Source organism: Streptosporangium sp. NBC_01755, assembly GCF_035917995.1.
Classification (GTDB): Bacteria; Actinomycetota; Actinomycetes; order Streptosporangiales; family Streptosporangiaceae; genus Streptosporangium.
This window is the reverse complement of sequence record NZ_CP109131.1, coordinates 524,493-550,287: the sequence shown is the minus strand read 5'-3', so window position 1 is coordinate 550,287 and position 25,795 is coordinate 524,493. Positions and strand designations below refer to the sequence as shown.

Genomic DNA, 25,795 nt, shown 5'->3' with positions numbered 1-25,795 from the left:
GGATCGAGGGGCGATCCCGGCTGCCCGGAGGTCGGGAGGTCAGGGTTGGTGAGGCCGGGTGGGGAGGTCGAACCAGACGCCGCTCCGAGCACTACGCTCCCCACGAGGAAGGAGGTGGCCATGCCCGTCGAACCCACCCCGCGGCGCCGCCGTCTGGGCGCAGAGCTCAGGCGCATCCGCGAAGCCCTCGGCTGGACCCAGGAAGAGGCGGCGAGCCGCCTCGGCTACCAGTCCCTCTCCACGGTCAGCAAGATCGAAAACGGGCTGCAAGGATTGAAGATCCAGCAGCTTCCGCACTTCTTCGAGGTCTTCGGCATCACCGACGCCGCTCTACGAGAAGAACTCCGCGACCTCGTACGCCGCGCCGGCGAAGCCGACTGGTGGCAACGTTACGAGGGCGTGGTCGATGACCCACTCGGCGACTACCTTTCCCAGGTTGAAACTGCCAATGGCCTGTTCGTCTTCAATCCACTCGCCATCCACGGCCTGCTCCAGACCTCCGAGTACGCCCGAGCGGTGACCGAAGGAAGCAGGGTCTGGAAGACCCCCGAAGACATCGACCACTTCGTGGCCCTGCGACTGGAGCATCAGCGCACCATGCTGGAGCGTCGACCTCCGCTGAAGATCTGGGCAGTGTTCCCCGAGGGCCTGCTGCGACAGGAAGTCGGCGGCCGATCCTGCATGCGTGCCCAGATCGAGCACCTGATCCACCTCGCCCGTACCAACCCCACCGTCACCATCCAGGTTCTGCCGTTCTCCGCCGGAGCCCACGCGGGAATGGACGGCCCGTTCATGCTCATGTCCTTTCCCACCGGCCGAGACCTGGTGTGCGTCGAGTCCTTGCGCGCCTCCCTGCACTTGAACGAACCTGAGACCGTCGAGCTTTATCGCACGACCGGCGACCTGCTGAAGTCCGACGCCCTGTCGCCGAAGGCCTCCCTCCCGCTTCTCACCACGATCGCCAAGGACCTCTCGTGAACAAGAACACCCTCCCCCCCGACTGGATCGAGACCCAGCTCCGCAACGCTCGCTGGCAGACCAGCAGCCTCAGCAGCGGCGGCACCAACTGCGTCCAGATCGCCTTCCTGGAGCAGGGCATCGTGGCCCTGCGCGACTCCAAGAACCCCGAAAAGGCCCCGCACCTGTTCACAGACGCCGAGTACGACGCCTTCACCGGCGGCATCGAACGCGGCGAACTCCGACGTCCCTGAACTTGCGAGCCCATCTGAATGAGACGGAATGATGGTGACCGCTGACCTGGCCATATGAGCCAACCGTGACCCTCGTGTCGTCGTCGCGTCGGATGCCCAGGCGCTCGACGCGGCCTTCGTGGAGTTGAACGAGAAAAGGCTTGGTGACCTCGGGGCATCAGATTCGATGTCGTCGGCCGACGGGGCGGGGCCAGGGGCCGAGTTCGGAGGGCGGGGGACCGGGGGGCGGACGAACCGGAGCGACAGGATGATTGATAAGGGCTGTTGGCGGAGAGTCGCTTCAGATGGTCGGTTCTCCTGGTTTGATGTCGATGGGCGCTGAAGCAAGATCGCCGCGTCCTCTGTTGTCCTTCTGACTTCATGCTGGAGGCCCCCCGATGACCGATGACAGGAAGAGGCTGACCGCCTCCGAGGAGCGCCTGGTGGCACTCGCGGACGAGCGCGCTTTCAAGGTCTTGAGGAGTCCGACAGTGAAATACCTTGAGCTTGAGCACGCAGGTCAAGGCCAGGTCGGCTACGTCGGACGCGAAACGCCGCAGGGAACCATCTCCGTGCTTGTCTCGCCTGAGACCGATCTCGGGCGCCTGACCTCAATTCCCGGGCTCACCATTCCTGACAAATTCCGCTTTGGTGCCGCTATGATCAAGTTCCCTAAAGGCATGAACAAAGGGAAGGAAGAGAGCCACGATGGATATCGGATCGTCTGCGCGGACATCACCGCCTACTGCCGTCTATTGGAACGGCTGGTCAGTGAAGAGTGCGGCCCCGTGTGATTGGCGATGTGACTCCACTGGTGGTCTCTTTGGTAGCCGTAATACTTTTCCTCGGTAGCTGATCAAATAGCAACGGTAGAAAACCGGGCGCGGGTCAGGCCGACATACAGAATTCGGTGCTCTTCGTTTTCCGAATCTAGTCCTTTACGGAGTGTCTCATGCTCCCCAGAGGTTAGCCGCACTGCGACTCGATCCCATTCGCATCCTTTGGCTTGGTGGATTGTTATTCCGAGAATACGGTAAGGATGAGTGCTCGCTACACGTTTTTTAATATTTTCGAGCTCTCGGTATGGGCCTGTTTCCGGAAGGTATTGCTTGGTCTCATGCCGGATAGAAAGGGAAAGTTTTTTCCATGTATCCTGAACCGGGTCGGAGGCGAGAGAAGCCAGAACGCCGCCCAACCACTCGAAAAGGCGCTGCGGGGCGGCGGGGTCGAGAATCCCCAGGTTGCGAAGGGCATCGTTCAGAAAGGTGGACGACAGCCCGAACTCGACTTGTGTCAGTTGGTTGAGCAAGAGAGCGACTGCCGACTCTGCGGCTGTGTGAGGTGGCCCGAACGAGAGCGGAAGGATTTCCGTACCCGCACTCCAGAGAGACTGCCACTTCCAGGCAAGGGCGACATCGACTTTCTCCCCTTCCCCCGCAGAGAGTTCGACAGGTTTGCGTGCGCGTAGACACTCTGCAAGCAGGATGGTTTCGGGAGAACGGAAGCGGAAGGATTCAGACAGCGGGCAGCTGATGAAGCCGTACCGGGACACGAGTTTGTGAACGAGTTCGGGAGTAGCACCCCGGAAGGCGTATAGAGCCTGCCAGGGGTCGCCGATGATGGTTGTTTTGATGTCCTGCTCGCAGGCCATGCTGACGAGTCGCAGGTCCAGCTCGTTGGCGTCGAAGATTTCGTCAACGATCAGCGCACGTATTGAAGTCTTTATATGTGTGGAGATCGCATCCGCAAGTGCATGGTTTTCTAATGCCTGATTCAGAACGGTTCGTATTTCGGCGTGGGTGCACTTTCCCTGTTCCAGGTGATCGCGATATGTGGTTATATCACAAGGAACTACTTCGCCATCTATGATCGACAGCCAGGAGCTCGTGTCAGGGTACGTGTAACCCCAGGCTTTCCAGGAGTCCGCGACCGTTAATTCGACGCAACCACCGGGCCATGTCAGCAGACCATGGCGGAGAAGATACCCGAGTAGATCGTGCAGGTAGGCATCGATGGTGGCAACCCGATGGGGCCAGGTCAGCGCGGTTCTTCCCCACCGGGTATTGATCCGTTCTCGAAGTTCGGTAGCTGCAGCTCGATTGAAGCAGAGGGCGAGTACGGCTCGGAAGTCCCCCCTGCTGGTATAACGGTGCACGCCAAAGCGTTCAGCGGCGATAACGGTCTTTCCCGATCCGGGTTCAGCCTCGATATAAACACGTCCGGCTTCTGTGCCGGCGGCTTTGATCTGCGCAGGGGTTAGATCAAGGTTGGAGGTCACTGTTTCCTTCTTCTGAACTTAAGAAGTGGTTGAGATCTGCAAGGACGAGGATGCTTGGCGCGGGTTTGTCGTATAGGAAATCAAAAAGGCGATGCATATGGTCGGAACGTGTACCGAGGAAGGGTCCTTGTCGATGCGATCCTGCAGTTCCTCGGCCAGTGCAAGGGCGAACTCTCCCTTTTTTCTGGATGCGGATCCAGCACTGGTTTTGTGCTTTATCGAGGCGCTACGGAACAGCAATTGAATCTCGTCGGGGGTGATCTGAAGAGGAATAATCACACCAATTTTCCCAAGTGCTGCTGCGACTGCATCCTCGTTCCCGGCTGTGATCGCAGGCTCCAGGGTCGGCTCGCTTGCGAAATGCTTCACGATTTTTTGATCATGGGAAGCGAGCCATGCCGGATCCGTGAGCAAATTGCCGCTTGATGGCTTATCCGTATCGCCGAGTACGGCGATACGGTCACAGAGTTCTTTGCCTTTGATAGCGAGAAGCTGCACGGCCCAAGGCCTTCCTTTGAAGCCCATCGGAATGATAGCCAGCGCATTGACGAACGATGTTCGATTTTGGTTGCCCGCAGCCCACGCCAGGCCAAGCTGGCGGAGCAGCGCCACATCCGTCACTCCTTCGACGAGAGCCATACGTTCGGCGAACAAAGCTGAGGATCGGGTGGCGTCCAGATGCAGACGCGCCTTAGAAAGGACGTCTTTTTTGATGTTCAGGTGCGCTACAGCACAGGCGATTCGTTTTCCGGACTGAGGGCGCCTCAGCACTATGAGCTCCTCAGGCTGACAGGCCGAGATGACATTGGGAGCGTGCGAACTGAGGAGCTGACCAAGCGCTTCGTCCGCGAATCCCGGATCACCGCCCGGTTGGAACACCCCGGTGTTCCGATCGTCTACGACCACGGAATCTACGACGGCGAGCTCTATCTGGTGATGCAGCTCATCGACGGCTCCCCGGTCTCCACCGTGATCGACGAGGTTGAGCGGCTTCCGATCGGCTGGGTTGCCGCCATCGGCGCGCAGGTCTGCACGGTGCTGTCGGTCGCGCACGCGGCCTCGCTCGTTCACCGGGATCTCAACCCGGCAACCTGATGCTCTGCCTGGACGGGACCGTGAAGGTTCTTGACTTCGGGGTCGCTGGCGCGTTCGAGGCGTCGAGCATGCCCCGGATCCCCCAGACCGGCGTGACGACGGGCACCCCTGACTACATGGCCCCGGATCAGGCGTTCAGTGCCGTCACCACCCCGCAGTCCGACCTCTACTCCCTCGGGGTCGTCCTGTATGAGCTGCTGACCGGAGAACTGCCGTTCAGAGGGCCGACGCCCCTCGCGGTGATGCGTGGACACACCGACGAGCCACCCCGGCCTCCGCGCGAGCTCCGTTCCGGGATTCCGGTCCGGCTGGAGGAACTGGTCCTTCAGCTCCTGGCCAAGAAGGCGGAGGACCGGCCCGAGGACGCGGCGGAGGTCTTCGCCAGGCTGACCGAGTTCTGCCGCTCGGTGCTCGCCGAGGTGATCGAGCCGGCCGTCCAGATTCTCGGCCCTGCCAGTTCCGAGCTGAACGGTCTCCGGCTGGAACTGGCCAATGTGCTCTTCCTCGGCGGCGACTACCGAAAGGCCGCTCCGGAGTTCCACCGGCTCGCCACGGACCTGGCCGCACGCGAGGGGGCCGACCATGATCTGGTGCTTCGCTGCCGTCTGCAGGAGGCCGTCTGCCACGCGAAGGTGGGGGAGAACAGCCTGGCTCTCCGGCAGCTCCGCGGTCTGCCGGCCGACGGATACAAGTTCGGCGTCGACGAGGATCGCATCCTGGAGCTTCGCCGCGAGATCGGACTGCTGGAGCTCGCCGCCGGCGACAAGGCGGTGGCGATCCACACGCTGTCCATGCTCCTTCCGGATCTGGAACGCCGCTACGGCCCGCGGCACCCCGCGGTGGACCAGATCGCCGAGATCCTGGCCGACCTGGACCTGCACACCACTACCCGGTGATCGACCAGCGAGACGACTCGCCGAGCACCTCCTGCGCGCCGTCCAGATCGGCCAGGCGTGCGGCGAGCGTGGCGACCGCCAGCCGTTCGGGCAGGGCCACCGCGAACTTCAGCCCCGTCAACGCCCTGGGGTCCACCTCGGGCAGGCAGAGCCGGTCCGCCGCTCCGTCCATCGCCTTCCGCCACCCGTCCGGAGTCAGGTTCGTCCGGAGCCGGATGGATTCCTCCTCCACGCGCTGACCGCTGTCGGCGATCTCCGACAGGGTGGCCGCGAGGGTCGCGTTGACCCGGGAACCGGCCCAGGTCCACCAGTGCACGTCGCCGGTCTCATCCCTGGTGACGACGGTTCCGCCGGGGTGGACCGTTGCCAGACCGTCCTCGCGGATCACGGCGAGCCGCTCCCGCGCCCGGCGGCTCAGCTGAACCGATGGGTCCTCGCCCAGCAGCACCGAACGCATGGCACGGCAGAGGACGAAGGAGAGCCCACCCAGCCCTCGTCCGTTCCAGCGGGCCTTACCCCTGCCGTCGGCGGGTTCCACGTGGCAGCGCCGCCGCCGCCAGTCGATGTGGTTGACCCGCCAGGTCCGCCCGGCGAGCAGCAGCAGTCTCGGTCCCTCGATCTCCTCGGTGAGCAGTGCGGGATCGGTCCGCCCGATCTCCTTGCGCCCGTGCAGCACGGCGAATTCCGGGGCGGCGGTGAAGACGGAGGTCATCTCCATGAAATGCCGGAACCCGAAGCGCCGCTCGGCCTCCGGGCCGATGAACAGCATCCCGGAGTCCTCGTCCAGGTATCCCGACGCGACCAGGTGACCGACGACGGGTTCGGAGCCCGGGCCGAACGGCCACAGCCCGTTCCACCACCGTGGCCAGATTCGGTCCCCGACCCGATGCTCCTGCAGGCAGAGCGCCAGCATCTGCTGGGCCATGATGTGCCGGGGCTCGGGGGGCGGGGTGACCGGCTCCACCCAGCCGCGCCCCCAGAGCAGCAGCAGCGCCGCGGCCCGCAGCAGCGATCCCTCGTCCAGGGCGAGGAACAGGCAGTTCCGTACGCTTCCCGCCCGGCGCCCGGTCCTGCCGATCCGCTGCAGGAACGACGCGACGCTGAACGGCGCGTTGATCTGGATCACCCGGTCCAGGTCACCGACGTCGATGCCCAGCTCAAGGGTCGAGGTCGCGATGATGACACAGTCCCGGGCCTCAGCGAACGCCTCCTCCGAGCGCCGTCGCTCGTCGGCGGAGAGCGAGGCGTGCGAGAGGAAGACGGTGATGCCCAGACCGCCGAGCGCGTGCCCCAGCTCCTCGACGAGCTGTTTGGAATCGCAGAAGACCAGCCGCTTCTCACCCCGGTGCAGCGCCGAGATCACCTTCGCGGCGTTGGACACCGAGCCCACGTAGTCCAGCTGCACCTCTCCCGGCGGTACGACCTGCGCCTGACCGGGCGGGCCGGGCGCGACCACGTGCGCGGGGCGCTCTCCCGCGCCGGATCCCTGCAGCCAGGTCAGCAGCTCGCCGGGGTTGCCCACGGTGGCGGACAGGCCGATCCGCTGAAGTGGGCGGCCGAGCAGGTGGGTGAGGCGTTCCAGTACGGCGAGCAGGTGCCAGCCTCGGTCGTCGCCGGCGAAGGCGTGCACCTCGTCGACGACGACGGCCCGCAACCCGGCGAAGAACTGCCGGTGGTCGACGTTGACGCTGACCAGCATCGACTCCAGCGACTCCGGCGTGGTCAGCAGCACATCGGGCTGCTCCCGGAGGATCCGCCTGCGCCGGGGGGAGGTCACGTCACCGTGCCAGAGCGCGGTACGCCGCCCGAGCCACCCGGTGTAGCCCTCCAGCCGGGGCAGCAGGTTGTTCAGCAGCGCCTTGATCGGGCAGAGGTAGAGAACCGAGGTGCCGTGCCACTGCTCCATCGCCATCCGCGACAGCAGCGGGAACATCGCGGCCTCGGTCTTCCCACCCGCCGTCGGGGCGAGTAGCAGCGCGTCCGCGCCGGTCAGCACCGGCGCGATCGCGTCCTGCTGGAACGGTCGCAGCTCCGGCCAGCCGAGCGTGTTGACGATGTGGTGCAGCACCACGGGGTGGAGCTCGGAGCTCACGGCAGATCCAGCGAGATGTCGTCCATTGACAGCGCGTTCCTCTCCACCTCGGTCAGCTCGTGCGCGCCGACGGTGAGCCGGTAGTGCACCCGGGGGTCGAAGTCGGGGAACTGGTCCACTCGGTCGAGCACCTCGCCGACCAGCTTCTTCAGGAACAACCTGGGTGCGACCCCTACCCTGTCGCCCAGTGAACCCGCGACCGCCCGCGCGAGATCTGCCAGATAGGCGTCGTCCACCACCGAGGCCACCCGGGTGGACGCCCCCGCGGCGTACAGGTCCCTGACCCGGATCCCCAGCTCCAGCAGGCCGTCGTGGCTGAACCCCGGCAGCCGGGTCTGCACCGCCCGGGGGTTGTCGAACCGGGCGTCGGTGTCGAAGTCGGTGGCCAGCCTGGCCGCCAGCGGTGCCAGTCGCTGAACCCCCTGGGAACCCTCCGAGAAGAAGGCGGGTGTCCCGGTGATGAGCACGTACAGCCCGGGAAACCGGCCGGAGTCGACCTCGTCGATGAGCTGGCGGAGCGCGTTGAGCGCCTTGTCCCGCACGTCGGAGCGGACCCGCTGCAACGTCTCCACCTCGTCGAGCACCAGCAGCAGGCCCTGGTGCCCCGAGTCCCGCAGCACGGTCAGCAGACCCTGCACGAAGCCGAGCGCCCCGAAGTGGTCCAGGTCACCGCGGACTCCCGCCGCCCGCTTGGCGGACGCCGCCACATGCGGCTGCCCGCCCAGCCAGGCCAGTACGGCTTCAGCGGTCACCGGATCGGAGGCGGCCAGCGCCGCCCGGTAGCCTCGGAGCGCGGCGGCGAACGCGGGCGCGGAGCGGCTCACCTCGGCCAGCCGCTTCTCCAGCAGGGCCGCCACGGCCGGGTCCAGCTCGGCTTCCGGCACCCCGGCGGCGAGCGAGTCCTCCTCCAGGGTGTACATCCACGCGTCGATCACGGAGCGGAGCGCGCTCGGTGCGAACTGCGCGGTCGACAGGTTCTCGCAGAGCCGCCGGTAGACGGTCTCCAGCCGATGCAGCGGCGTCTCGGTCTCGGAGATCTGCACCTCGGCCACGGCCGGCCCGGCACGCTTCGCCCGCTCGGCGAGCCAGCGGGCGAAGAACGTCTTGCCGGAGCCGTACTCCCCGCGGACCGCCTTGAAGACCGCGCCGCTTCGCGACGCGACGGCCAGCTCGTCGTCGAGGGCGGCGGTGAACCGGCCCAGGCCCACCGCGAGCAGGTCCAGTCCGGCAGACGGGACGGTGCCGCGCCGCAGCGCGTCGATGACCTCGCGGCGGCGGCGCTCGCTGACGTTCCCTACCGTCACGACACCCCGAACTGCTCGATGAGGATGCCGATGTCCAGCACGACGGTGACCCCGTCGCGGTCGTAGCCGATCGGGTCGTAGCCGTCGACGCTGAGCACCCGCCGGACCGCGGCCAGCACGCTGCGCAGCCGGGTCGCGGGCACCTGTGCGAGCGCGGAGAGCGTCGACTCGTGCAGCCGCCCGCCGCCGTCGAGCAGCGCGATCAGCACGGCGCGGACCCGCTCGTCGTCGGAGGCGGCCCGTCCGGCGCTCTCCCGCTGCCGCGCGTAAAGCGAGGTGGCGAGCAGTTTGTCGACGAACCGCTCGGCGGCGCGTCGCAGCACCGGTGGCGCGGCGGGGAGCGCCAGTTCCTCGAAGGAGATCAGCTCCTCCTGGTTCTCCGGAAGCCTCGAGGAACTCGGCCGCTGGGCCTTCCGGGGAGCCGGGGGAGTCACGGGAGCCGCCGTGGATGCGGCGAGGGTGACCGTACTGTGCCACCAGGCGGGTTCCTGCGCCGGGGCGGGCCGCCAGCCGGCGATCCCGTCCACCGGAGCGGCGCTGAACACCGCGAACGGCACGGCGACCTCGGCGGCGGAGACACCGCCGTGGTATCCGGCGCGCTTCGCGGTGTAGCGCAGCCCCTCGCGCCAGGGCAGTACGGCCGCGCCGCCGCCGAGCAGCACCCGGCGTCCCTCGATGGCGATCTCCCCCTCGGTGACCGGGCCGCCGACAGGACGCCAGCGGGCCGACTCGGCTCCGGTGCCGGTCAGCGGCACGCTGTCACGTTCAATGACATGCCCGTGGTCACTGGTGAGGATCAGGGTCCGGCCGGTCGCCCTGGCCGCCTCGGTCAGCGCCGTCAGATGCCGGACCTGGGCGCGCGTCCAGGTGGTGCCACCGGGATCCATCTTGTCGAGCGCGTCGTCGACGGTGTTGAGCACCACGCCGACCACCCGGGCCTCGCCCTCCACCGCGCCGCGGACCTCCGAGTGCAGGGAGTGGCCACCGGGGGCGCGCAGCTCGTCCTTGTGGAACAGCCGGGCCGCCGGATCGCCCGTCGCGGCGGCGAATCCGGATTTCTCCTCGCGCTGACCGCCGGTCCGCAGCGTTCCGGTGAGCAGGCTGGTCCGGCAGGTCTCGGTGACGGTGGGCAGCGCGGGCAGCAGCACCCGTCGATGACCCAGCGCGGAGTCGATCAGCTCGATCCACCGGCTGCCCACCAGTTCGGCCGCCAGCTCGGCGAGCACTCCGGCGGACATCCCGTCCAGGACGATCAGCAGCGACCGGCCGAGCGGCCTGACCAGCGTGGACAGCGCCGACTCTATCGGCACCAGGGTGCCGGGCGGGGAGTCGGCGGCGACCATGGTCGCCAGGTGTCCGGCGAGCACGCGGTCCCGCGCGTCGCGCCGGGCCGCGACCACCTCCAGCAGCGACCGGTAGGCCCGGCCCACCTGCTCGTCGAGATCACCGTCCCACACGTCGGCGAATGCCCACTCGGCGTAGGCGCCGACCCTGATCTGGTGGTGTAGGGTGTCGGCGAGGGTGAGCGCGGGCTCGTCGGGGACCGCGAGCGACCGAAGCAGCCGGAGCGCCATCTGGGCCACCACGGCCCGGCGCTCCCGGTCCATTCCGCGCTGGGCCAGTTCGTGCGCCGCGAGCTGGGCGTACGCCTGCTCGGCCCGGTCCAGCTCCGCCGGGCCGGGGACGGGAAGCGCGTTCCGTACGGTCTTCGCGAACTCGCGCAGCCGGCTGTCGTACGCGCCGGGCAGCAGGGTGGAGCGGGTGATCAGCGCCCCGGCGTTGAACTTGCGGAGCAGCTCTTCGGCCCGTTCGAGCAGGCCGTCCGGCTGGTTCAACTGGACGATGGCCGCCTCCGCCGCGCGGCTCCAGGTCTGGGCCTGCTCGGCGGGCAGATCGGCGCCGCCGAGCCTGGCCCGGAGCAGGCCGCGGGCCTCACCGATGGACTGGACGCCGGTCCTGCCCTCCGGCCACAGCAGCCCGGCGGCCAGCGCGAGCGGGAGCGCGTCGCCGCCGTGCCCGGCCGCCGCGGCCCGCAACGTCCAGATCCCGGCGGGTCCGGTGACGCCGCCCAGCCAGTTGGTCAGCCCGATCCGTACCTCGCCGGGAAGCGCGGCGACAGCGGCCGTCGCCACCGGGTCGAGCGACCAGCGCAGCAGTCCGGTCGCGTCCGGGTGCCCCGGGGTGAGGTACGGCTCGCCGTCGGCCCGGGCCCCGAACAGTACCGAGGCGAGGTGCCCGAGCGCGTGCTCACGGGTGAGCGCCCCTCCGGGAGCGGGCGGCCAGCCGGAACCGGCCGGTTCCCACCTGCCCAGCGCCGACGCGGCCCAGTCCTCGGCCAGCAGCAGCGGATCGACGCTCCGTGCCGCGAACGACTGCTTGAGCAGGTCCCACGGCTTCAGCGGGATCAGCATGCCGCGTACCAGGTGGGTGAGCAGCCCGAGCCCGAGGTCGGCGGCGTCCGTGTCGGTGAGGACTACCAGGTAGCCGGGGTTTCCCCGGTGCGCGATGAGCTCCTCCCGGACGGCCAGCGCGGACGGGCAGGCCCTGACCTGGACGAGGGTCTCGCCGGAGGCACCCTCCAGCGGGAACGACGGCTCCCCGGCCCATTCGGGACGGGCGTGGATGCCGATCACCCGTTTCGACTGGCCGGGCTTCGCGACCCCGCTCACGATGCTGCGGATCGCGGGCAGCGTCGCGGCGGCGAGCCGGGTCCCGGTCCCGGAGGTCTCGATCACGACTGCGCCTCTCCCGTCGAGATCCGCCAGCTGATGGTGATCTGCGCCCCGGGGTGTGCGTCGGCCAGCGCCTTCAGCGTGCCGAGCGCCCCGTCGATGGTGCCTGCGGTCACGGTCGTCGTACCTGTCTTATCCGTCACGGTCACCGGATCGGGGTCGGATGACCCGTCGATCGGATCCGGCCAGATGATGATCGGGTCCGGATCGATGATGATCGGGTCCGGGATGACGATATTGGCCAGGAGTTGCTGTGCCTCCCGCTTGGCGTCGGCGAGCGCCGGGCCGAGGGACAATTGCACCTCCTGATATCCGGCCGCGTCGCGGAGCCGCCTCACGAGGTCGGCGGCGGTCTGGTCATGGGACGAGCGGGTCTCGACCGCGCGCAGCAGGTCCCAGTCCATACGGTCCAGCGCGGCCACCATGCTTTCGGCCGTCTTCAACGACCGGGCCACGGTTTCCGGTGCGGCGTCCAGTGCCGCCGAGGCCAGGCCGCTGACCAGGTCATAGGCTTCGGGTTCCGCTGCCAGCGAGGTGACCAGCGAGGCCGCGTTCCTGACGAGGCCCAGCCGGTCCGAGGTCCCGTCGGCGGCCCGGCTCCCGGTGAGGCCGAGCGCGTCGCGGTGGGTCTCCAGCAGCGCGACCAGCTTCCGGGCCGGCTCCTGCAACGCCCTGGCCTGGGTGCGCACGGCTCCCGCGAGCCGGTTGACCGTGGCGGCCGACCGGCGCTCCCCGGACGGCACCCCGAAGATCCGGGCGGCCCGGTCGACGGCGCCGCGCCAGATGGACTCGTCGGGCAGCCGGGGCAGTCGCAGCTCGTAGGCGGCGTCGATCCGGTCCACCGGTGGCCGGGGGACCGGTCCCTCCTCGCCGCGGAACCATTCGCGGTCCTGTGCCAGCGCGAACGCCGCGACGACCAGCCCGCGAACGGCCGGGTCCAGGCCGCGCGCCTGCGGCTGGTCCAGCCAGCCGATCAGCTTGCCGACCCCGATGGACTGCTCCAGGCCGTCCTGGGCGGCGAGCTGGGTGAGGTGCCGGCGCAGCGGGAAGGTGTCGGCGGTCAGCAGGAACGCGTTCTCCAGCGCCTCACCGAGCTTCAGCGGGTTGGCCACCTTCTTGAGCACCTCGCGGTCCTTGGCCGCGATCGGGACTCGGCCGTGCTCGTCGGCCGCCGCCGCCTCCAGATACTCCAGCACGGTGGTGAGGTCGCTGCGCCGCACCTCGGACTCGATCCTGGCCAGGTCGTCGTTGGGGCCGAAGTTCTGCTCGTCGAACGGGAAGTCGATGACGAGCTTCCACCGGTCGCCTTCGGCGAGCAGCGCGGAGTCCGGCAGCTCCTCGGCGTTGCGGACGTTGCCGTAGACCAGGTCCACCGTGCGGCGGCTGCCGCGCCAGACGAACGAGTGCGTGTACCCGCCGCCGATGGTGTCGGCGGGAGCCGACGCGCCGAGCGAGGTGAAGACCAGCTTGCGCAGCAGCTGCCGGCGCTCTCCGTTGGTGTCCTGGTTGCGGACCCGGTCCAGCACGCTCTCGTAGTCGACGCCCGCGAGCTGAATCGTGATCAGCGGGTTTCTCTGGTCGTCGGAGAGGTGGATCTCGCTCACCCCCGACTGCCCGAGCTCCTTGAAGAGGGCCAGCACCTTGCCGGTCTCGTCGCCCACCAGCCGGACCTTGATCGTGCCGTGGTTCAGCGCGGCCAGCTTCAGCGCGGCCAGCTTCAGCGCGGCCAGCTTCAGCGCGGTGAGGTTGCGCAGCGCGGGGACGTTCGGCGCAATCGCGGTGAGCAGCGCCGTCTTAACCAGCCGGGCGTCGCTGACGAAGGCGTGGGTCCGCGGCAGGCCCTCGGCCCGGTCGGTGGTGAGCCGGTGCCGGTCCAGCAGCCGGGGCAGCAGCTTCTCCTCGAACAGGGTCCGCGCGTTGGCGAAGTGCTGCGCTATGTCGTCGGTGAGCGGCACCATGCCCGCGCTCATCAATACGTCGTAGACGTCGCCGACCGGGATCAGATCGTCCACCCTCAGCTCGTCCCGGCCCCGGCGGAGCAGCTCGGCCATGGTCCGCAAGCCGGTCCGCTCCCGCTGCAGCAGGCCGGCGAGGGCGACCATGGTGGAGACCAGCGCCGGTGAGAACGGATAGGTCCGGCGGAAGGAGAGCTGGTCGGAGGAGTCGTCCAGCCCGTCCAGCAGCACGTTCCAGACCTTCGGCTCCCGGGTCACATGCGCGAACGCCGCCTCCGGCTTCTCCCGGCCGCCGGGCTTGAGGGAGAGCAGCCGCCGTTCCACGATCAACGGGAGGTTGCCGTCGGCAAGGACGATCTTGTTGAAGCGGTCCTCCCACCAGCGGAACGTCTGGCCGGTGGCGTACTTCTCCGCGCCGGTGAAGTTCGCGCCGAGGAAGTCCTTGATGTCCCGCTGCCTGGCGACGAACGACATCAGCGGGATCGGGCGCCTGCTGGACGCCGACTCCACCAGCTTGGAGAGCTTGGGGCCCTCGCGGTTGACGAACGTCGTGTCGTTGCTGCGGGAGGCGAGCCAGAGCACCAGCTCGTCGATGAAGAGGGCGATGCCCTGGTAACCGAGCCGCCGAGCAGAGCCTCCTCGACCGTCGAGGCGCCCATCAGGTGGTAGTTGAGGCAGAGCAGCTTTTTCCCGGCCAGCCAACGGTCATGCCTGTCGAGCACCCCCTCCAGGTCACGGAGCCCCCGGGCGTCCGGGTTGTGCTGGAGGATGGCGTTGAGCACCGCCATGAAATGGCTCTTGCCCGAGCCGAACGAGCCGTGCAGGAAGACCGCGTCGCTGGCCCCCTTCTCCAGGGTGCCCTGGACGTAGCCGAGGGCCGCGTCGAAGCTCTGCGCGAGCTGCGGGGTGACCACGTAGCTGGCCAGGGTCGCGTCGATACGCGAGACGCCGTCGCTGAGCTTGAGCACGAAGTCGTTCGCGCTCAGCGACTCGGGGATCTCGATGACGTCCCTGAGCAGCACCGCACCGTCGGGAGAGGCCGCCATTCGTCAGTTCCCCTTCTCAGCCGTCGGTTGGGTGTTCTTGACCTTCTTTTTACCCTTGGTGCCGCGGGCGGGCGCCTTCGGCCGCCAACTGGCCAGATCCGGCCGGGTCAGCTCGTGTTCGGTGAGCCGGTCCCGCAACCAGCCGGAGAAGTGCTCGGCTCGGGCGGCGGTCCAGGCGTCCTCCCGGCGCTGGAGCTCCCAGACCTCCTCCCACTCCGCTCGCTTGCGCAGCCCGCTCTCCTTGTAGCGGTACGCGGCCAGGAACGGCACCTGCTCGTCCTTCAGCAGCGCGGCCAGGCTCGCGGTCAGGTCGTGGTCGGGGGTTCCGACGTAGAGGTCGAGCACCTGCCGGAAGTCCGTGTCCAGCCGGGCCAGGTCGGCGAGCTGCGCCACGCTCAGCGCTCGGGGGTCCCCGTTCCGGTCGGACCAGAGGCTTGGCTTCTCAAGCCGGTCCAGCAGCCAGTCGCGCAGCGCGTTCGCCCGCGTCGTCTCGTACGGCTCCGCCGCCCAGCGCCGCTTGCACTCCGGACGCTCCACCAGACCGAGCAGCGGCTTGTTCGCGATGAAGTCGATCCGCCGGCGGACCAGCTCTTTGTACGCCTCCGGCCAGTGTTCCGGGAGGTCGGTACGCATGGTCGAACGGTGCCGCTCGAACCAGGCGGTCTCCGTCCCCCCGGCCTCGACCTGCCTGCCGAGCACGATCTCGAACGCCCGCTCCCCGAGCGCCAGCCCCGGCAGGTCTTTTCCGCCGTAGGTGAGATCCTCCTCCAGGATCCCGTAGAGCTTGTAGACCTCCCAGTCCAGCTCTTCCTGTATTGAGATCATCTGTGCCCGGATCGGCGTTCTCGTCTTTCTTTCCGAAGTCTTCTCCAGTGACCTCGACATTGAGTTCGGTCTGACGGCCGCCGGACATGCCACCGCCGTAGATGAGGGAGTCGCCGGTGCCGATGTTCAACTGCAGACCGGGAGTGTTGGGGCCGTCCAGGCGGGTCACCCGGCAGGCGCGGAGCGCGGCGACCATCAGACGGAACTTGGTGATCGCGGTCGCGGTCGGGTTGATGTCCACGCCGTGCACGCTGTCCAGCGCACGCTGCACCCGGACCCGCAGGTCGGTGCCCGGTTCGAGCCGCCCCCACTCCTCCAGCAGCCGGTCGAACGCACCGAGCAGGAAGTGCCCCGACCCGCAGGTGGGGTCGATCAGCTTCAGTTCCGTCAGATCGAAACGTTCCAGGGCCGGGGTGAGGGTCTGGTCGAGGATGAACTCCTCCACGAAGACCGGCGTCTGCAGCAGCGCGTACTTCTTCTGGACGTGCTCGGAGAGATCCTGGTAGAAGTCGCCGAGGAAGCGGGTGTCCAGGCTCTCGCTGTGGAAGTCGTGCGCGAGCCGGATGCCGTCGCTGTCCCGGCGCTGGAAAGCCTCGATCAGCGCCTCGGCCCGGTCAGCCGAGATGTCCCACCACCAGACGAAGTCGGTGTCAGTTGGCCGTGCGATGGGAGATCATTTTAAGAGCAGGTAAAGACTCCCCGCAGGTGGCGCGATGTCAGCTCCATAACGAGCTACGAGAGGACATGCGGGTGCCCATCGGACCCGGTCCAACCCCCGGTGCCCCGTACGCAGCCCCCCTCGAAGGACACCAAAAGCCGAGCGAGGGAAGGCCGAAAGTCAGAGCAGCCGGAAGTCGGAGAAGCCACAGGCCAGAGCAGCCGGAGGTCAGGATGGTCAGAGTCGGGAGGACCAGGGGATGGGGCGGTCAGGGATTGAGGTGGTCAGGGATCAGAAGTCGGAGGTTGAGGCGGTCAGGGATCAGAGGTCAGGAGGTAGGGCTCAGGAGACCGCGGCGTGCTGATGTGCCTTGATCCAGGTGGTGGAGAGCTGGACCGCGCCGATGGCGCCCGGAGCCGGGTGCCCGTCCAGGTGTGGCCGGCCGCTCTGGTTGGAGGGGAGCACCGTGGCCTCGTCGAGCAGCCGCCGCCTGGCGCCCTCCTCGTCCAGTGCGACCTTCAGGACCGCCTCGCCGTGCCGGGAATCCTTGACGAGCAGGGCGACGGCGGTGGACCCCTGCCCGAGCCGCTGGATGACCTCGAACCTTCCGGGCTCCTCCTTGGTGCCGAGGACGGCGCCCTGTCCGGCGGTGAGCGGGTCGACGCGCGGCTGACCGCCGAGCTCGGCGATCAGCTCTTCCAGGGCCTGCGCGAACCGGTCCACCGACTCGGTGCGGAGGTCCACGTCACCGGTGGTCGCCTCGCGGACCAGGTCGGCCATCGTCTGCGAGGCGCCGGGCAGTTCCAGGGTGAGATCGAGGCCGTTCTCCCGGACGATCCGCAGCAGCAGCTCCTCGTTGGACTCGGCGGGGGCCTTGCCGGTCAGGATGAGGAAGGTCAGCGCGCCCAGGCCGAACACGTCGGCCAGGACCGCGTCGGCGTCCGTGTTGTGCAGCGTCTCCCGGGCGAGATAACCGTGCGCGCCCCGGTCGGTCAGTATCTCCAGGGTGCGGGTCCCGGCCACCTGTCCGGTCTGCCCGGGCAACATCCGACCGGCGGTGTGCCAGTCCCGGACGCGGGCACCGTACCGGCCGTCACCGAGGGTGCGGACGTAGACCGAGAGCGGGCTGAGCCTGCGGTGGATCAGGCGGCGCGCGTGCGCGTACCGGAGCGTCCCGGTCAGGGTGCGGATCAGCTCCACCCGCTGGTCGACGCTGAGGGAGCCGCCTTTCTGCCGCAGGAAGTGGTCGAGGCGGACCTCGGTCGGGTCGTGCGTGAAGACGACCGCCGGGCCGCGTTCGTGCTCGTACAGCTCGATGGCCCGTGCGATGCCGGGATAGGCGGCGTTCTCCAGGACGGAGTACTCCCGCTTGGCGGCCCGCAGGATCCCGCTGCTTGAGCTCCAGCAGGTAGATGCCGCCCCGGCCGATGACCAGGAGGTCCACCTCGTACTGGCGGTTGGTCTTGGTGGTGAAGGTGAAGTTGCTCCACGCCCGGTAGGGGTCGCTCTCGCTGAGCAGCTCACGGATCGCGGCCAGACCGCTCCGCTCGTGCGCGTACTCGGAAGGCGTGACCTCGACCCAGCGCTTACTTCCGGGCTCCACCCAGTCCCTCTTGATCCTCAATGGCTGCCAAGTTTAGACATGTCCTGTCCGAAGCTGTAGATGGACTACTCCTCGGCCCTGAGGGGACCGTCCCCGGTCAGAAGTTCGAGGACCTTGACCGCCTCACCGCGGCGGAGCATGTCGTGGCTGCGCTCGTTGCGCCGGTTGCGCAGGCACCCGTAGCAGGAGGTCTCCTCGCCGCAGTCGCAGTTGGACATCCGTTTCAGCGCGGTCTCCACGACCAGGTCCAGCGAGTCGGCGATCCGCGTCACCGAACCCGCCCCGCCCGGCACCGCGTCGTAGACCACCAGGCTGGTCTGGCCGTCGTGCCCGGGGTGAACGGCGCCGTCGATGTCACCCCTGCTGATCTCCAGCCCGTCGGCGGCCCCTTCGAGCAGGGCGTACAGGGTGGAGATCCACTGCGACCAGGACAGCGACAGGGACTCCAGCCGCAGCTCCATGATGTCGGTCTCGTAGGTGTGCGCGAGAGAGCGCCAACTCAGCTTGCCCTTGCATTCCGACTGCCGCATCGGGTGGGTGTGCGTGGCGCTCTGCCTGCCCTTGCCGAAGTTGGGCGTGGCCCAGCCGCACCAGTCGCAGATCAGATAACCACTGCCGGTCGGCCCCTCGGCGAGCGCGATCATCTCGCCGCGCGAGCCGGACCGGCACAGTACCGACAACCCGCTCGCCGAGCGCCAGAGCCGCTTGACGGGGTCGTCCGCGAGCGACACCACATGGGCTGCCCCGTTCCAGGAGGTCTTCGGCGGGGCCGTACCGGGCTTGGCCGTCTTGTAGTCGGCGACGAAGCCGAACTCCGGCTTGTAGTACTTGCGCGCCTGGAAGTCGGCGACGGTGCCGCAGGCCGGGCAGACCGGATCGAGTTTCTCGCCGCCCTGCCGGAAGTGCTGGCACTGCCTGCACACGTAGTAGTAATTGCTGATCAGCTCCCGGCCGGGCAGCCGGTAGAGGCCGGCCGACCGCCACAGCACGCCTCCGGCGACCACCTCGGAGCCGGGCGCGTACTCGTAGATCGCGCTGGACAGGTCGCGGTCCAGCTCCAGCCTCGCTCCGACGGAGCTGTCACAGTGCGCGGTACGCAACTCGACGACATCCACCGGGAAGCCGTACTTGGGCAGCACGTTCCGGTTGGCCAGGAAACCGATCAGGTTGCGCCGGGTGATGGTGTTGATGGTCCGCTGGTAACGGTCGGCCTGAGCGAACTTCCTGCTCTCCGCGTACTCCCTGATGCGCTGCTCGAAGATCTCGATGTCCTGGGCCATCTCCTGCCGGACCTTCTCCAGGTGGACACACAGCTTGGTCACCCAGGCCTCCGACTCCACGCCGATCTCCGCCTGCACCGAGGTCGGCAGGATCCGGCGGAGGGACGCGGTGATCTCCTCCGGTACGGGGGTGAGGAAGTTCGCGACCCTGGTGCAGGGCGCGTCCCCACCGTCGATGGCCCGGAAGAACTCACCGGCCGTGCGCCAGACCTCCCCGCTGGTCGCCTTGGCGTGCCGGAAGAACGCGGCGATCGCCACCGAGTGCGCGTGCCTGCGGTCGATCCGCTCGTTGCCCAGCGGCACGTACGGTGCGCGTACCTTACCCGCGATCATGGTCTCGGGTTCCTGGTAGCGGGACAGGTCGTGCGAGCGGCGCTGGGCGTAGGTCACCACCAGCGCGGCGGAGTCGGCGCGCCGACCGGCCCGGCCGGCCCGCTGGATGTAGTTGGCCGTGGTCGGCGGCATGTTGCGCAGCATGACCGTCTGCAGCTCGCCCACGTCGACGCCGAGTTCGAACGTCGTCGAGCAGGACAGCACGTTCACCTCGCCGCGCAGGAACCGCTGCTGGATGTCGGCGGCCTCGTTGCCGGTCCACTGGGCGGTGTGCTCCTGGGCGACCAGCGGGATGGGCGTCATGCCCTGGTAGAGCGCCCGGTAGTGGTCGGAGTCGTCGGCCGCCCACTCCTGAAGGGTGCCCTCGCACTTCAGTGTGGGGCAGATGCCGCGTACCGCCACCGTGGTGATCCGCCGGCAGAGGTCGCACCTATACATCTCGGTGGCCGGGACGAGCCTCAGGCTGCGGTGATCCACCTGGTGGACCACCCCGATCCGGGGAACCTGGTCCCTGGGCAGCCACCCCTCCCTGAGCGCGGTCAGGAACTCCCAGCACTTCATGAGCACCCGTCGCGGATCCTCGGCGGAGCCGGCCGTGGCGAGCACCCGCTGGAGATAGTCGAGCCGCCGATTGCCCCCTCGGGTCGGCACCCAGCTCAGCACCTTCAGCTTGGGCTCCGAACCGTCGCCGCGTACGTAGATGGGGCCCCGGCGTGGGTCGAAGGCCTCGTCGCCGGGGTCGACCTCCTCGGGCATGGTGATCGCCCCCTGGGTGCGGAGCGAGCGGGTGAGCTCGCCCAGCAGCGTCCAGACCTCCTCTTCCGAGAGCCCCAGGGAGAGGAACGCCGGAGGGAGCCGCCAGCGCGGATCCCGGTCCAGGTCGACGCGGATCAGGCCCCGGCCCTCCAGGGACTGGCGGTCGTCGAGGGCGACCAGCTCGTGCATCACCCAGAGGGAGACGGCGCGCAGCTTCGTCTGCTTGCTGTCCTTGCGCTGGAAGACGCCCGCCTTCGTGGCGGCCACGGTCACATGATGCACCAGGTCCTCGACGGGTACCCGGTCGTCGTCCCTGGTCGCCCGGCGCAGGCCGTCCAGCACCAGACGCCGCCGCTGCAGGTTCGTGTAGCTGTTCTCCAGATAGGGCGCGAAGAAGGCCGCCTGCTGGCGGCTGTCGCTGAACGTCAGCAGCTTGCGACCGCCACCCGGCTGGTCGGCCGCCTCCTCGTCCGGTGCGGGAGGCAGATCCTGGTAGAGCGCAGTGGCCAGTACGGCCGCCGCGGCGTCGTTACCGCTCTCGAACTGCCTGATCTGACCGGCTCCCCGGGCGCCGCAGGCATGGCAGCCGGTGGGCGAACTGGCCTTCGTGTTCAGCTTCCTGACCGGCCGGAGCCGGGTCTCCTGGCAGCCGCCGTACCCGCAGACCAGCGGCGCCGCCGCGTGCAGCGCGCCGCACCGGGGACACAGGTGCCCGTCCTGGGCGTCGATCTCCGGGCCGGCCTCCAGCGTCACCTCGTCCTCGTCGACGACCTCGGGAGCGTCACCGACCAGCAGCCAGGTACGGGAGTCCTTGTGCTTGATCCGGGGCGTGAAGACCGTGCCGCCCGCGGACATCTCCACCGAGCCGATGAGATGGACCGCGCCGCAGCGCTTGCAGCCGGCCAGCTCGAACATGGCGCCGCCGCAGGAGGTACAGACCTCGTGCCTGCCCAGCGAGACGTGCGGACCGGCGCTCGTTAGGCAGGTGAAGGCGCCCTCGGTCGCGCGGGCGAACAGGTGGTAGCGGGCCGAGAGCACCGAAGAGCCCGACCGGTCCTGCACCTGGCTGCCGACCTGCACCAGCGCGGAGAGGCCGCCCGCCGGGTCGTCCTGACCGCCGAAGATCAGCTGGGCGAGCTTGTCGAACGACCGCGGTCCTGCCAGGAGGGCGTTGCGGAGGGCGGCCATCGCGTGCTCACGGGCGAGAGCCGTACCGGCGTCGGTGAAATCCGCGCCCGCCGAGGCCGCGCGCCAGCACAGCTCCTCGCCGAGGTCCTCGCTCTGGGCAAGTTCCCGGTAGTCCTGAGCCGACAGCGGTCCCCAGAACGGGCCCTCGGGCATGTCCACCCTGGTCGCGCCAACGAGGTCCTTGCGGCTCTCGTCGCCGTCCACCCATTCGAAGTCGACGTTGAACAGCTTCTGGGCGAAGTCCATGACCGGGGGCGGCTGGTCTCCCACCGTGGCACTGGTGGCGATGCACTGGAGCCGCTGCCGGGGAGCCACCCGGTCGTGCAGGCGCCGCAACAGCATGCCGAGTTCCTCGGCCTTCGCGCCGTCGTAGACATGAGCCTCGTCAAGCGCGATGAACCGCCAGTGCCCGCCGTGCTCGCCCTCGAAGAGGTCCATGTCGGCCGGGCGGAGCAGCAGGTACTCCAGCATCGCGTAGTTGGTGAGCAGGATGTGCGGCGGGTTGGCGCGCATCTCCTCACGGCTGAGCAGCTCGTTCGGCAGCCTCCGCTGTCCGGGGTTGAGCTCCTCGAACTGGGCGATCCCCTTGAGAGTCTGCTCGGGGGTGTCGCCGGTGTAGCGGCCGAAGGTGATGTGCGGCACGGCCTCCAGCAGCTGGCGTAGCCGCTTGAGCTGGTCGTTCGCCAGGGCGTTCATCGGGTAGAGCAGCAGCGCCCGCACCCCCGGGCCGAGCTCGCCGTCGGCGTGCTCCTTCGCCAGGGTGTTGAGGATCGGCAGCAGGAAGCTCTCGGTCTTACCCGAGCCGGTGCCGGTCGCCACGACCAGGTTCCGTCCGGCCACCGCCTTGCGCAGCGCCCGCTCCTGGTGCAGGTAGAGGGGGCGATCCAGCGGCAGGGCGGGCCCGCCGAGCTTGGCGAACTCCTCGCCCAGCACCCCGGCGGCGATCAGCTCACGGAGCGTGGCCCCGGTCCGATATGGCGGCGTCGCTTCGAGCAACGGCCCCTTGGTGAGCATCGGACTGTCCGTGATCTCCGCTGCCAACGCCTCGGCGATCCTCGGATCCCGTACCGGCAGGATCGACCGCAGATAACGCCGGTAGGTATCGGTAATGAGCGCACTGGTCTTGAGCGGGTCCACGCGTCAACTCCGGGGGGAGGCTTGGTCGGTTGTCGGGGCAGGCCGGCTCGCTCGGCGAGTACGAGCGCACCGGTCCTGGGGGCCATGCGTCGATTACCTGCCTGCTTGGTCGGCTCGGCCCGCGAGGAGAAGTTCGGCGCGGATGAGGTCGATCGTGGTCAGGTCTGGGGCGATCTTCGACAGGGCCCGCCACATGGGGCGGAATTCCCTTTCCAGGTGGCGGCAGCCGCTGTGGCCTCGGGCGGCGATCCTGGCGACCAGGGCGAACGCGATGGACGCGGCCGGTAGGGCCAGCCACCCGTCGCGACGCAGGGGATGGCAGCGGGCCTCGATGGATCGCTCCACCCCCCGGTAGTCGGTGAGCTTGATACTCATCGCCTCCCGGAGCACCCGGGCCGCCTGGTTGGCCACGTCACGGGCGTCGTAGCTGGTGCGCTTGTCGAACAGTTGCCGGGCGGCGGCGACGCGGGTGTCCTTGTCGAGCAGGGCGGAGGGCACGACATTGACCGCCCTCCACAGGTTCTCCAGCTGCTCGGGAGTCTGCTGGGCCATCCATTCGGCATCGGGGCCGAACCTGCCGACCTCGGCGTCGGGATCCGCCTCTCCGAGAAGCAGCCGCCCGGCCGTCTCGCCGCACTGGGCCTCGATGTTCGCGAGCAGATCGGACTCCTCGGTTGCCTGGCCGGGCAGGGCCGAGCCGGTGAGCAGCGCCGCGACCGCCGGATACTTTCGCCACAGGCGGCCGTGGGACTCCCGGTATTCGGGGGCGGGCGCGGCGGCGAGACCCGTGGTGATCAGGGCGACGATGGTCCGATCGGGCGGCAACGCCGCCTCGGGAAGCACCTGGACCGCATCCGAATGATGTCGCAGGACGGTCGCGATCTCGTCGATGCGCCGGTTCGCGGACCGGTGGTCGATGCGATTGGCCAGGTCGACGATCGCCCAGAGCCGCTCCAGCCGGGAGACCTCAGTGGGAAGCTCGTTCATCCCGGCGAGATAGCCGGAGATGGCGGCCTCCTCCTCGTCGGCCCCGCCGAACCGGCCGGGGGCGTCGCAGACGAAGATCTCGCGGGGATGCGGCCAGCGTGGCCACTCCTCCCAGAGCCACGGATCCTGAATGGCGAGCCGTACGTGCAACTGCCCGGCATCGACCAGATGCGCGGGGAGGGGGATCGAGCAGTCCTGCTCCACCGGGATGATCTCCGGTTCCCGCCAGGGAGCGGTCGTCAGGTAGATCCCCGCTGACAGCCCTTCGATCCAGATGCCGTCCTCCAGCACCAGGCGATTTTCGCGGTAGGTAACTGCCGAGGCGAGCTTGGCCGGCCGGACACCGGCGACGGGCACCGCCCGGCCAAGGAACGGCAGGATGAGATCGGCGCTGCGGTGCGCCTTCAGCGTGGTGGTGGCGCGCTTGAGGTTGTAGAGCCCCCGGCCGGAGGAGGGAACCTCCTGCACCGACTTCCCGCCGGCCAGGATCTCGACCGAAGGGAGCGCGTCGACCCCAGGGACCTCCACGCGGAGGGATTCGAGCCTCTCCACCTCCTCGGTCACCAGGCGGAGGGGGCTCGCGTGCCAGCGGGGGCTCTGCCCGGCCTCCTCGACCAGCACCCTCATGTGTGGGGGCGCGACGATGAACGGCTCCGCGTGCTGGTCGGTGCTACAGGTGATGACGTGTTCGCGCTCGCGAGGAGTGTAGGTGAGCACGGCCGGCTCCACCCGCATGCCGGAACCGGCGGCCAGCGACGCCTGCCCGGCGACCAGTCCCTCATGGTTGAACAGGCGGATCTGGGGAGTGCACCGGGAGGTGAGGCTCTCGGCGATGACGATGGAGCGGCGGGTGTTACGCCCGATGGGGCCTCGAACCGTGATCTCGAAGGCGCCGAGCACCGGCCGGGGCAGCGTCTCCCAGAGCCGTTCCGAGATCTCGGTGGGTTCGCTGACGGTGAAGGACCCGGTGAAGACGGTACGGCCACCGGCGGACGGGCGGATGTCGACCAGCCAGGTGGTCTCCCGCTCGGCGGGAAGCCAGATCGACGGGAGCTCGGCGAACACGGCGGAGCCGTACGGCGTGGTCACACCGGTGACGGGGGCACCGGTGAGGACGCGCGGCTTGCTGTGCCCGCGAACGGGGCGGCGAGCGGCGCCGCCGCCCAGGCCGATCCAGGTCGCACCCTCCAGCGAAACCAGGACCAGCCGCCAGCCGTCCCAGCCGATGGGCAGCGGGCTCTCGGTGACCACGCGCGGTGCGACGTCACAGGCCGGCTCGCGGTCGGCAGGGTGGAGCAGCCAGACGGTGTCCGGCGGGAGGGCCAGATGGCCGGGCAGGTGTCTGCCGTCCTCGGTGAAGACCAGCAGCGGATCGGCCGGATCCACGATCTCCAGCTCCACCTCGTGGGCGGAGCCGTACAGCGAGACCTGGGCCCGTCGGGCGGGTTGGGCGATCGCGAACGTCGTGCTGGGCGCGGCCTCGGCCGTCCCCACCCAGAGAGACCGGCTGCGGACGATGTTCTGCAGCCCATCGACGGTCACGGTCCACCGCGCCGTTCCGTCCGGGGCGTCTCCAACGGGAGGAAGCACGACCTGGACGCCCTGGCCGAACGGGTCGAGGCTCAATCGAGGTCGCTCGGTACGGCCTCGCCTGGCCTCGGCCGCGTCATACCGGGTGAGGTCGAGCCTGCCCCGGGTGGCGAGGTTCTGCGCCTCCTCGACGAACCGGGTGGGCAGGCCGAGCCCGTCCAGGTCGGGGTCGGGGGAGTGGAGCCGGTCCGTCAGGTCGAAGCAGCGGTCCAGGACGTCCATGGCGTAGTCGGTGCCGTGCCGGATGAATCGCCGTGCGGGCTCGTCAAGACTGTTGAGCCGTCCCTCGCGGCCGACCGCCCAGGTGAGGAACGCCTCGGCGTCCAGCCCGGGGTCCTGGGCGCGCCGCTGCAGGAGGAGCCGGAAGACGTCCTCCAGGCAGTAGGTCGGGATGCCCGCGTGCATCAGGATCGGGCCGACGTACGTCAACGACATGTCGGGGAAGGTCGGCAATCCGAAGGTCTCCAGGGCATGGGCGAAGCCGCGGCCCCATGCCGTCTGGTCCTGGGCGGTGCCGTGCTGGTAGCCGGTGGCCTTCCACCAGTACGGCCAGAAGGTGCCCTGGCGGTAGTCGGTGGCGGCCACCCCGGAGAGCGCGACCGCCACGCATCCGGGCCAGCGGTCGAACAGCGTCTGGAACTTTCCCTTGAAGACCTTGAGGCGGTACAGCTCGCCCAGCGCCGCCGCGGCCATGGCGAGCGTCTCGCCGCTCGCCTCGACCTCGGTGACGAGCGAGACAGCGCGAAGCCGGGGCCGCCACTCGGTTTCGAGAATGTCGAGGAGCTCGGATGGCTGCGTTCGGATGGATGAACCGAGGCTACCGATCTGTGACATGTCGTTACACCGTGTC

Annotated in this window: 17 protein-coding genes and 1 pseudogene; 6 read left to right on the top strand and 12 right to left on the bottom strand. The window is 68.6% G+C overall.

From position 1 onward, the window contains the following. Nucleotides 1-120 precede the first annotated feature (120 nt). From OG884_RS02235 to OG884_RS02225, 3 genes are all read left to right on the top strand, one after another. Complete coding sequence (locus OG884_RS02235; RefSeq protein ID WP_326641596.1) at nucleotides 121-978, top strand: helix-turn-helix domain-containing protein; 858 nt, start codon at nucleotides 121-123, stop codon at nucleotides 976-978. Beyond that, nucleotides 975-1,211 (top strand): DUF397 domain-containing protein, encoded by a 237-nt coding sequence (locus tag OG884_RS02230; protein WP_326641594.1) that lies wholly within the window; start codon nucleotides 975-977, stop codon nucleotides 1,209-1,211. Before OG884_RS02235 ends, OG884_RS02230 begins: the two co-directional genes overlap by 4 nt. A 377-nt stretch (nucleotides 1,212-1,588) precedes the next feature. Further along, nucleotides 1,589-1,984, top strand: a complete 396-nt coding sequence (locus tag OG884_RS02225) for a hypothetical protein (RefSeq protein ID WP_326641592.1) — start codon at nucleotides 1,589-1,591, stop codon at nucleotides 1,982-1,984. 62 nt (nucleotides 1,985-2,046) lie between these two features. Here the strand turns inward: OG884_RS02225 and OG884_RS02220 are convergent, their stop codons facing one another. Beyond that, a complete protein-coding gene (locus OG884_RS02220; protein ID WP_326641590.1) occupies nucleotides 2,047-3,468 on the bottom strand; it encodes a UvrD-helicase domain-containing protein in 1,422 nt (473 codons plus the stop codon). An 18-nt stretch (nucleotides 3,469-3,486) separates the two neighbouring features. After that, nucleotides 3,487-4,239 (bottom strand): hypothetical protein, encoded by a 753-nt coding sequence (locus tag OG884_RS02215; protein WP_326641587.1) that lies wholly within the window; start codon nucleotides 4,237-4,239, stop codon nucleotides 3,487-3,489. A 42-nt stretch (nucleotides 4,240-4,281) separates the two neighbouring features. Between OG884_RS02215 and OG884_RS02210 the strand changes: the two genes are divergently transcribed. Beyond that, a complete protein-coding gene (locus OG884_RS02210) occupies nucleotides 4,282-4,563 on the top strand; it encodes a protein kinase domain-containing protein (RefSeq protein WP_326641586.1) in 282 nt (93 codons plus the stop codon). A 20-nt stretch (nucleotides 4,564-4,583) separates the two neighbouring features. Beyond that, the gene (locus OG884_RS02205; RefSeq protein WP_326641584.1) at nucleotides 4,584-5,459 is read left to right on the top strand and encodes a protein kinase domain-containing protein; all 876 of its coding nucleotides are present in this window, start codon (nucleotides 4,584-4,586) and stop codon (nucleotides 5,457-5,459) included. Here OG884_RS02205 and OG884_RS02200 read toward each other — a convergent pair. Genes OG884_RS02200 through OG884_RS02175 form a run of 6 tightly spaced genes read right to left on the bottom strand, consistent with a single transcriptional unit; the run spans nucleotide 5,449 to nucleotide 15,413 of the window. Further along, the gene (locus OG884_RS02200) at nucleotides 5,449-7,551 is read right to left on the bottom strand and encodes a DEAD/DEAH box helicase (protein WP_326641582.1); all 2,103 of its coding nucleotides are present in this window, start codon (nucleotides 7,549-7,551) and stop codon (nucleotides 5,449-5,451) included. The genes OG884_RS02205 and OG884_RS02200 overlap by 11 nt on opposite strands. Continuing rightward, nucleotides 7,548-8,855: a BREX system ATP-binding protein BrxD gene (gene brxD, locus OG884_RS02195; protein WP_326641581.1), complete on the bottom strand. Its 1,308-nt coding sequence runs from the start codon at nucleotides 8,853-8,855 to the stop codon at nucleotides 7,548-7,550. The genes OG884_RS02200 and brxD overlap by 4 nt, the downstream gene beginning before the upstream one ends. Beyond that, the gene (gene pglZ / locus OG884_RS02190; protein ID WP_326641579.1) at nucleotides 8,852-11,590 is read right to left on the bottom strand and encodes a BREX-2 system phosphatase PglZ; all 2,739 of its coding nucleotides are present in this window, start codon (nucleotides 11,588-11,590) and stop codon (nucleotides 8,852-8,854) included. The genes brxD and pglZ overlap by 4 nt, the downstream gene beginning before the upstream one ends. After that, nucleotides 11,587-14,124 (bottom strand): hypothetical protein, encoded by a 2,538-nt coding sequence (locus OG884_RS02185; protein ID WP_326641577.1) that lies wholly within the window; start codon nucleotides 14,122-14,124, stop codon nucleotides 11,587-11,589. The genes pglZ and OG884_RS02185 overlap by 4 nt, the downstream gene beginning before the upstream one ends. Next, on the bottom strand, nucleotides 14,016-14,588 hold the full coding sequence (locus OG884_RS02180; RefSeq protein ID WP_326641575.1) for a DUF6079 family protein: 573 nt from the start codon (nucleotides 14,586-14,588) through the stop codon (nucleotides 14,016-14,018). Before OG884_RS02180 ends, OG884_RS02185 begins: the two co-directional genes overlap by 109 nt. A 3-nt stretch (nucleotides 14,589-14,591) precedes the next feature. Further along, nucleotides 14,592-15,413, bottom strand: coding sequence for a DUF7008 domain-containing protein (locus OG884_RS02175; RefSeq protein ID WP_326641573.1), 822 nt, complete (start codon nucleotides 15,411-15,413; stop codon nucleotides 14,592-14,594). Nucleotides 15,414-15,657: 244 nt separating this feature from the next. Between OG884_RS02175 and OG884_RS02170 the strand changes: the two genes are divergently transcribed. Then, a complete protein-coding gene (locus tag OG884_RS02170; protein ID WP_326641571.1) occupies nucleotides 15,658-16,095 on the top strand; it encodes a hypothetical protein in 438 nt (145 codons plus the stop codon). Between the two features lie 318 nt (nucleotides 16,096-16,413). Here the strand turns inward: OG884_RS02170 and OG884_RS02165 are convergent, their stop codons facing one another. The 4 genes and pseudogenes from OG884_RS02165 to OG884_RS02155 form a co-directional block, all read right to left on the bottom strand. Beyond that, entirely contained in the window at nucleotides 16,414-17,454 is a 1,041-nt protein-coding gene (locus OG884_RS02165; RefSeq protein WP_442811709.1) for a protein kinase domain-containing protein, read from the bottom strand. A 61-nt stretch (nucleotides 17,455-17,515) separates the two neighbouring features. Further along, nucleotides 17,516-17,674, bottom strand: a pseudogene (locus OG884_RS37375) (hypothetical protein); the annotation flags it as partial. Between the two features lie 65 nt (nucleotides 17,675-17,739). After that, the gene (locus OG884_RS02160) at nucleotides 17,740-22,368 is read right to left on the bottom strand and encodes a DEAD/DEAH box helicase (protein ID WP_326641567.1); all 4,629 of its coding nucleotides are present in this window, start codon (nucleotides 22,366-22,368) and stop codon (nucleotides 17,740-17,742) included. A gap of 93 nt (nucleotides 22,369-22,461) precedes the next feature. After that, complete coding sequence (locus OG884_RS02155; RefSeq protein ID WP_326641565.1) at nucleotides 22,462-25,779, bottom strand: hypothetical protein; 3,318 nt, start codon at nucleotides 25,777-25,779, stop codon at nucleotides 22,462-22,464. Nucleotides 25,780-25,795 lie beyond the last annotated feature (16 nt).

Excerpts from the sequence above, each read along its gene's own strand:
- OG884_RS02235 (WP_326641596.1), top strand. The coding sequence starts at position 121 with ATGCCCGTCGAACCCACCCCGCGGCGCCGCCGTCTGGGCGCAGAGCTC.
- OG884_RS02225 (WP_326641592.1), top strand. The coding sequence starts at position 1,589 with ATGACCGATGACAGGAAGAGGCTGACCGCCTCCGAGGAGCGCCTGGTG.
- OG884_RS02180 (WP_326641575.1), bottom strand. The coding sequence starts at position 14,588 with ATGGCGGCCTCTCCCGACGGTGCGGTGCTGCTCAGGGACGTCATCGAG.
- OG884_RS02175 (WP_326641573.1), bottom strand. The coding sequence starts at position 15,413 with ATGATCTCAATACAGGAAGAGCTGGACTGGGAGGTCTACAAGCTCTAC.
- OG884_RS02155 (WP_326641565.1), bottom strand. The coding sequence starts at position 25,779 with ATGTCACAGATCGGTAGCCTCGGTTCATCCATCCGAACGCAGCCATCC.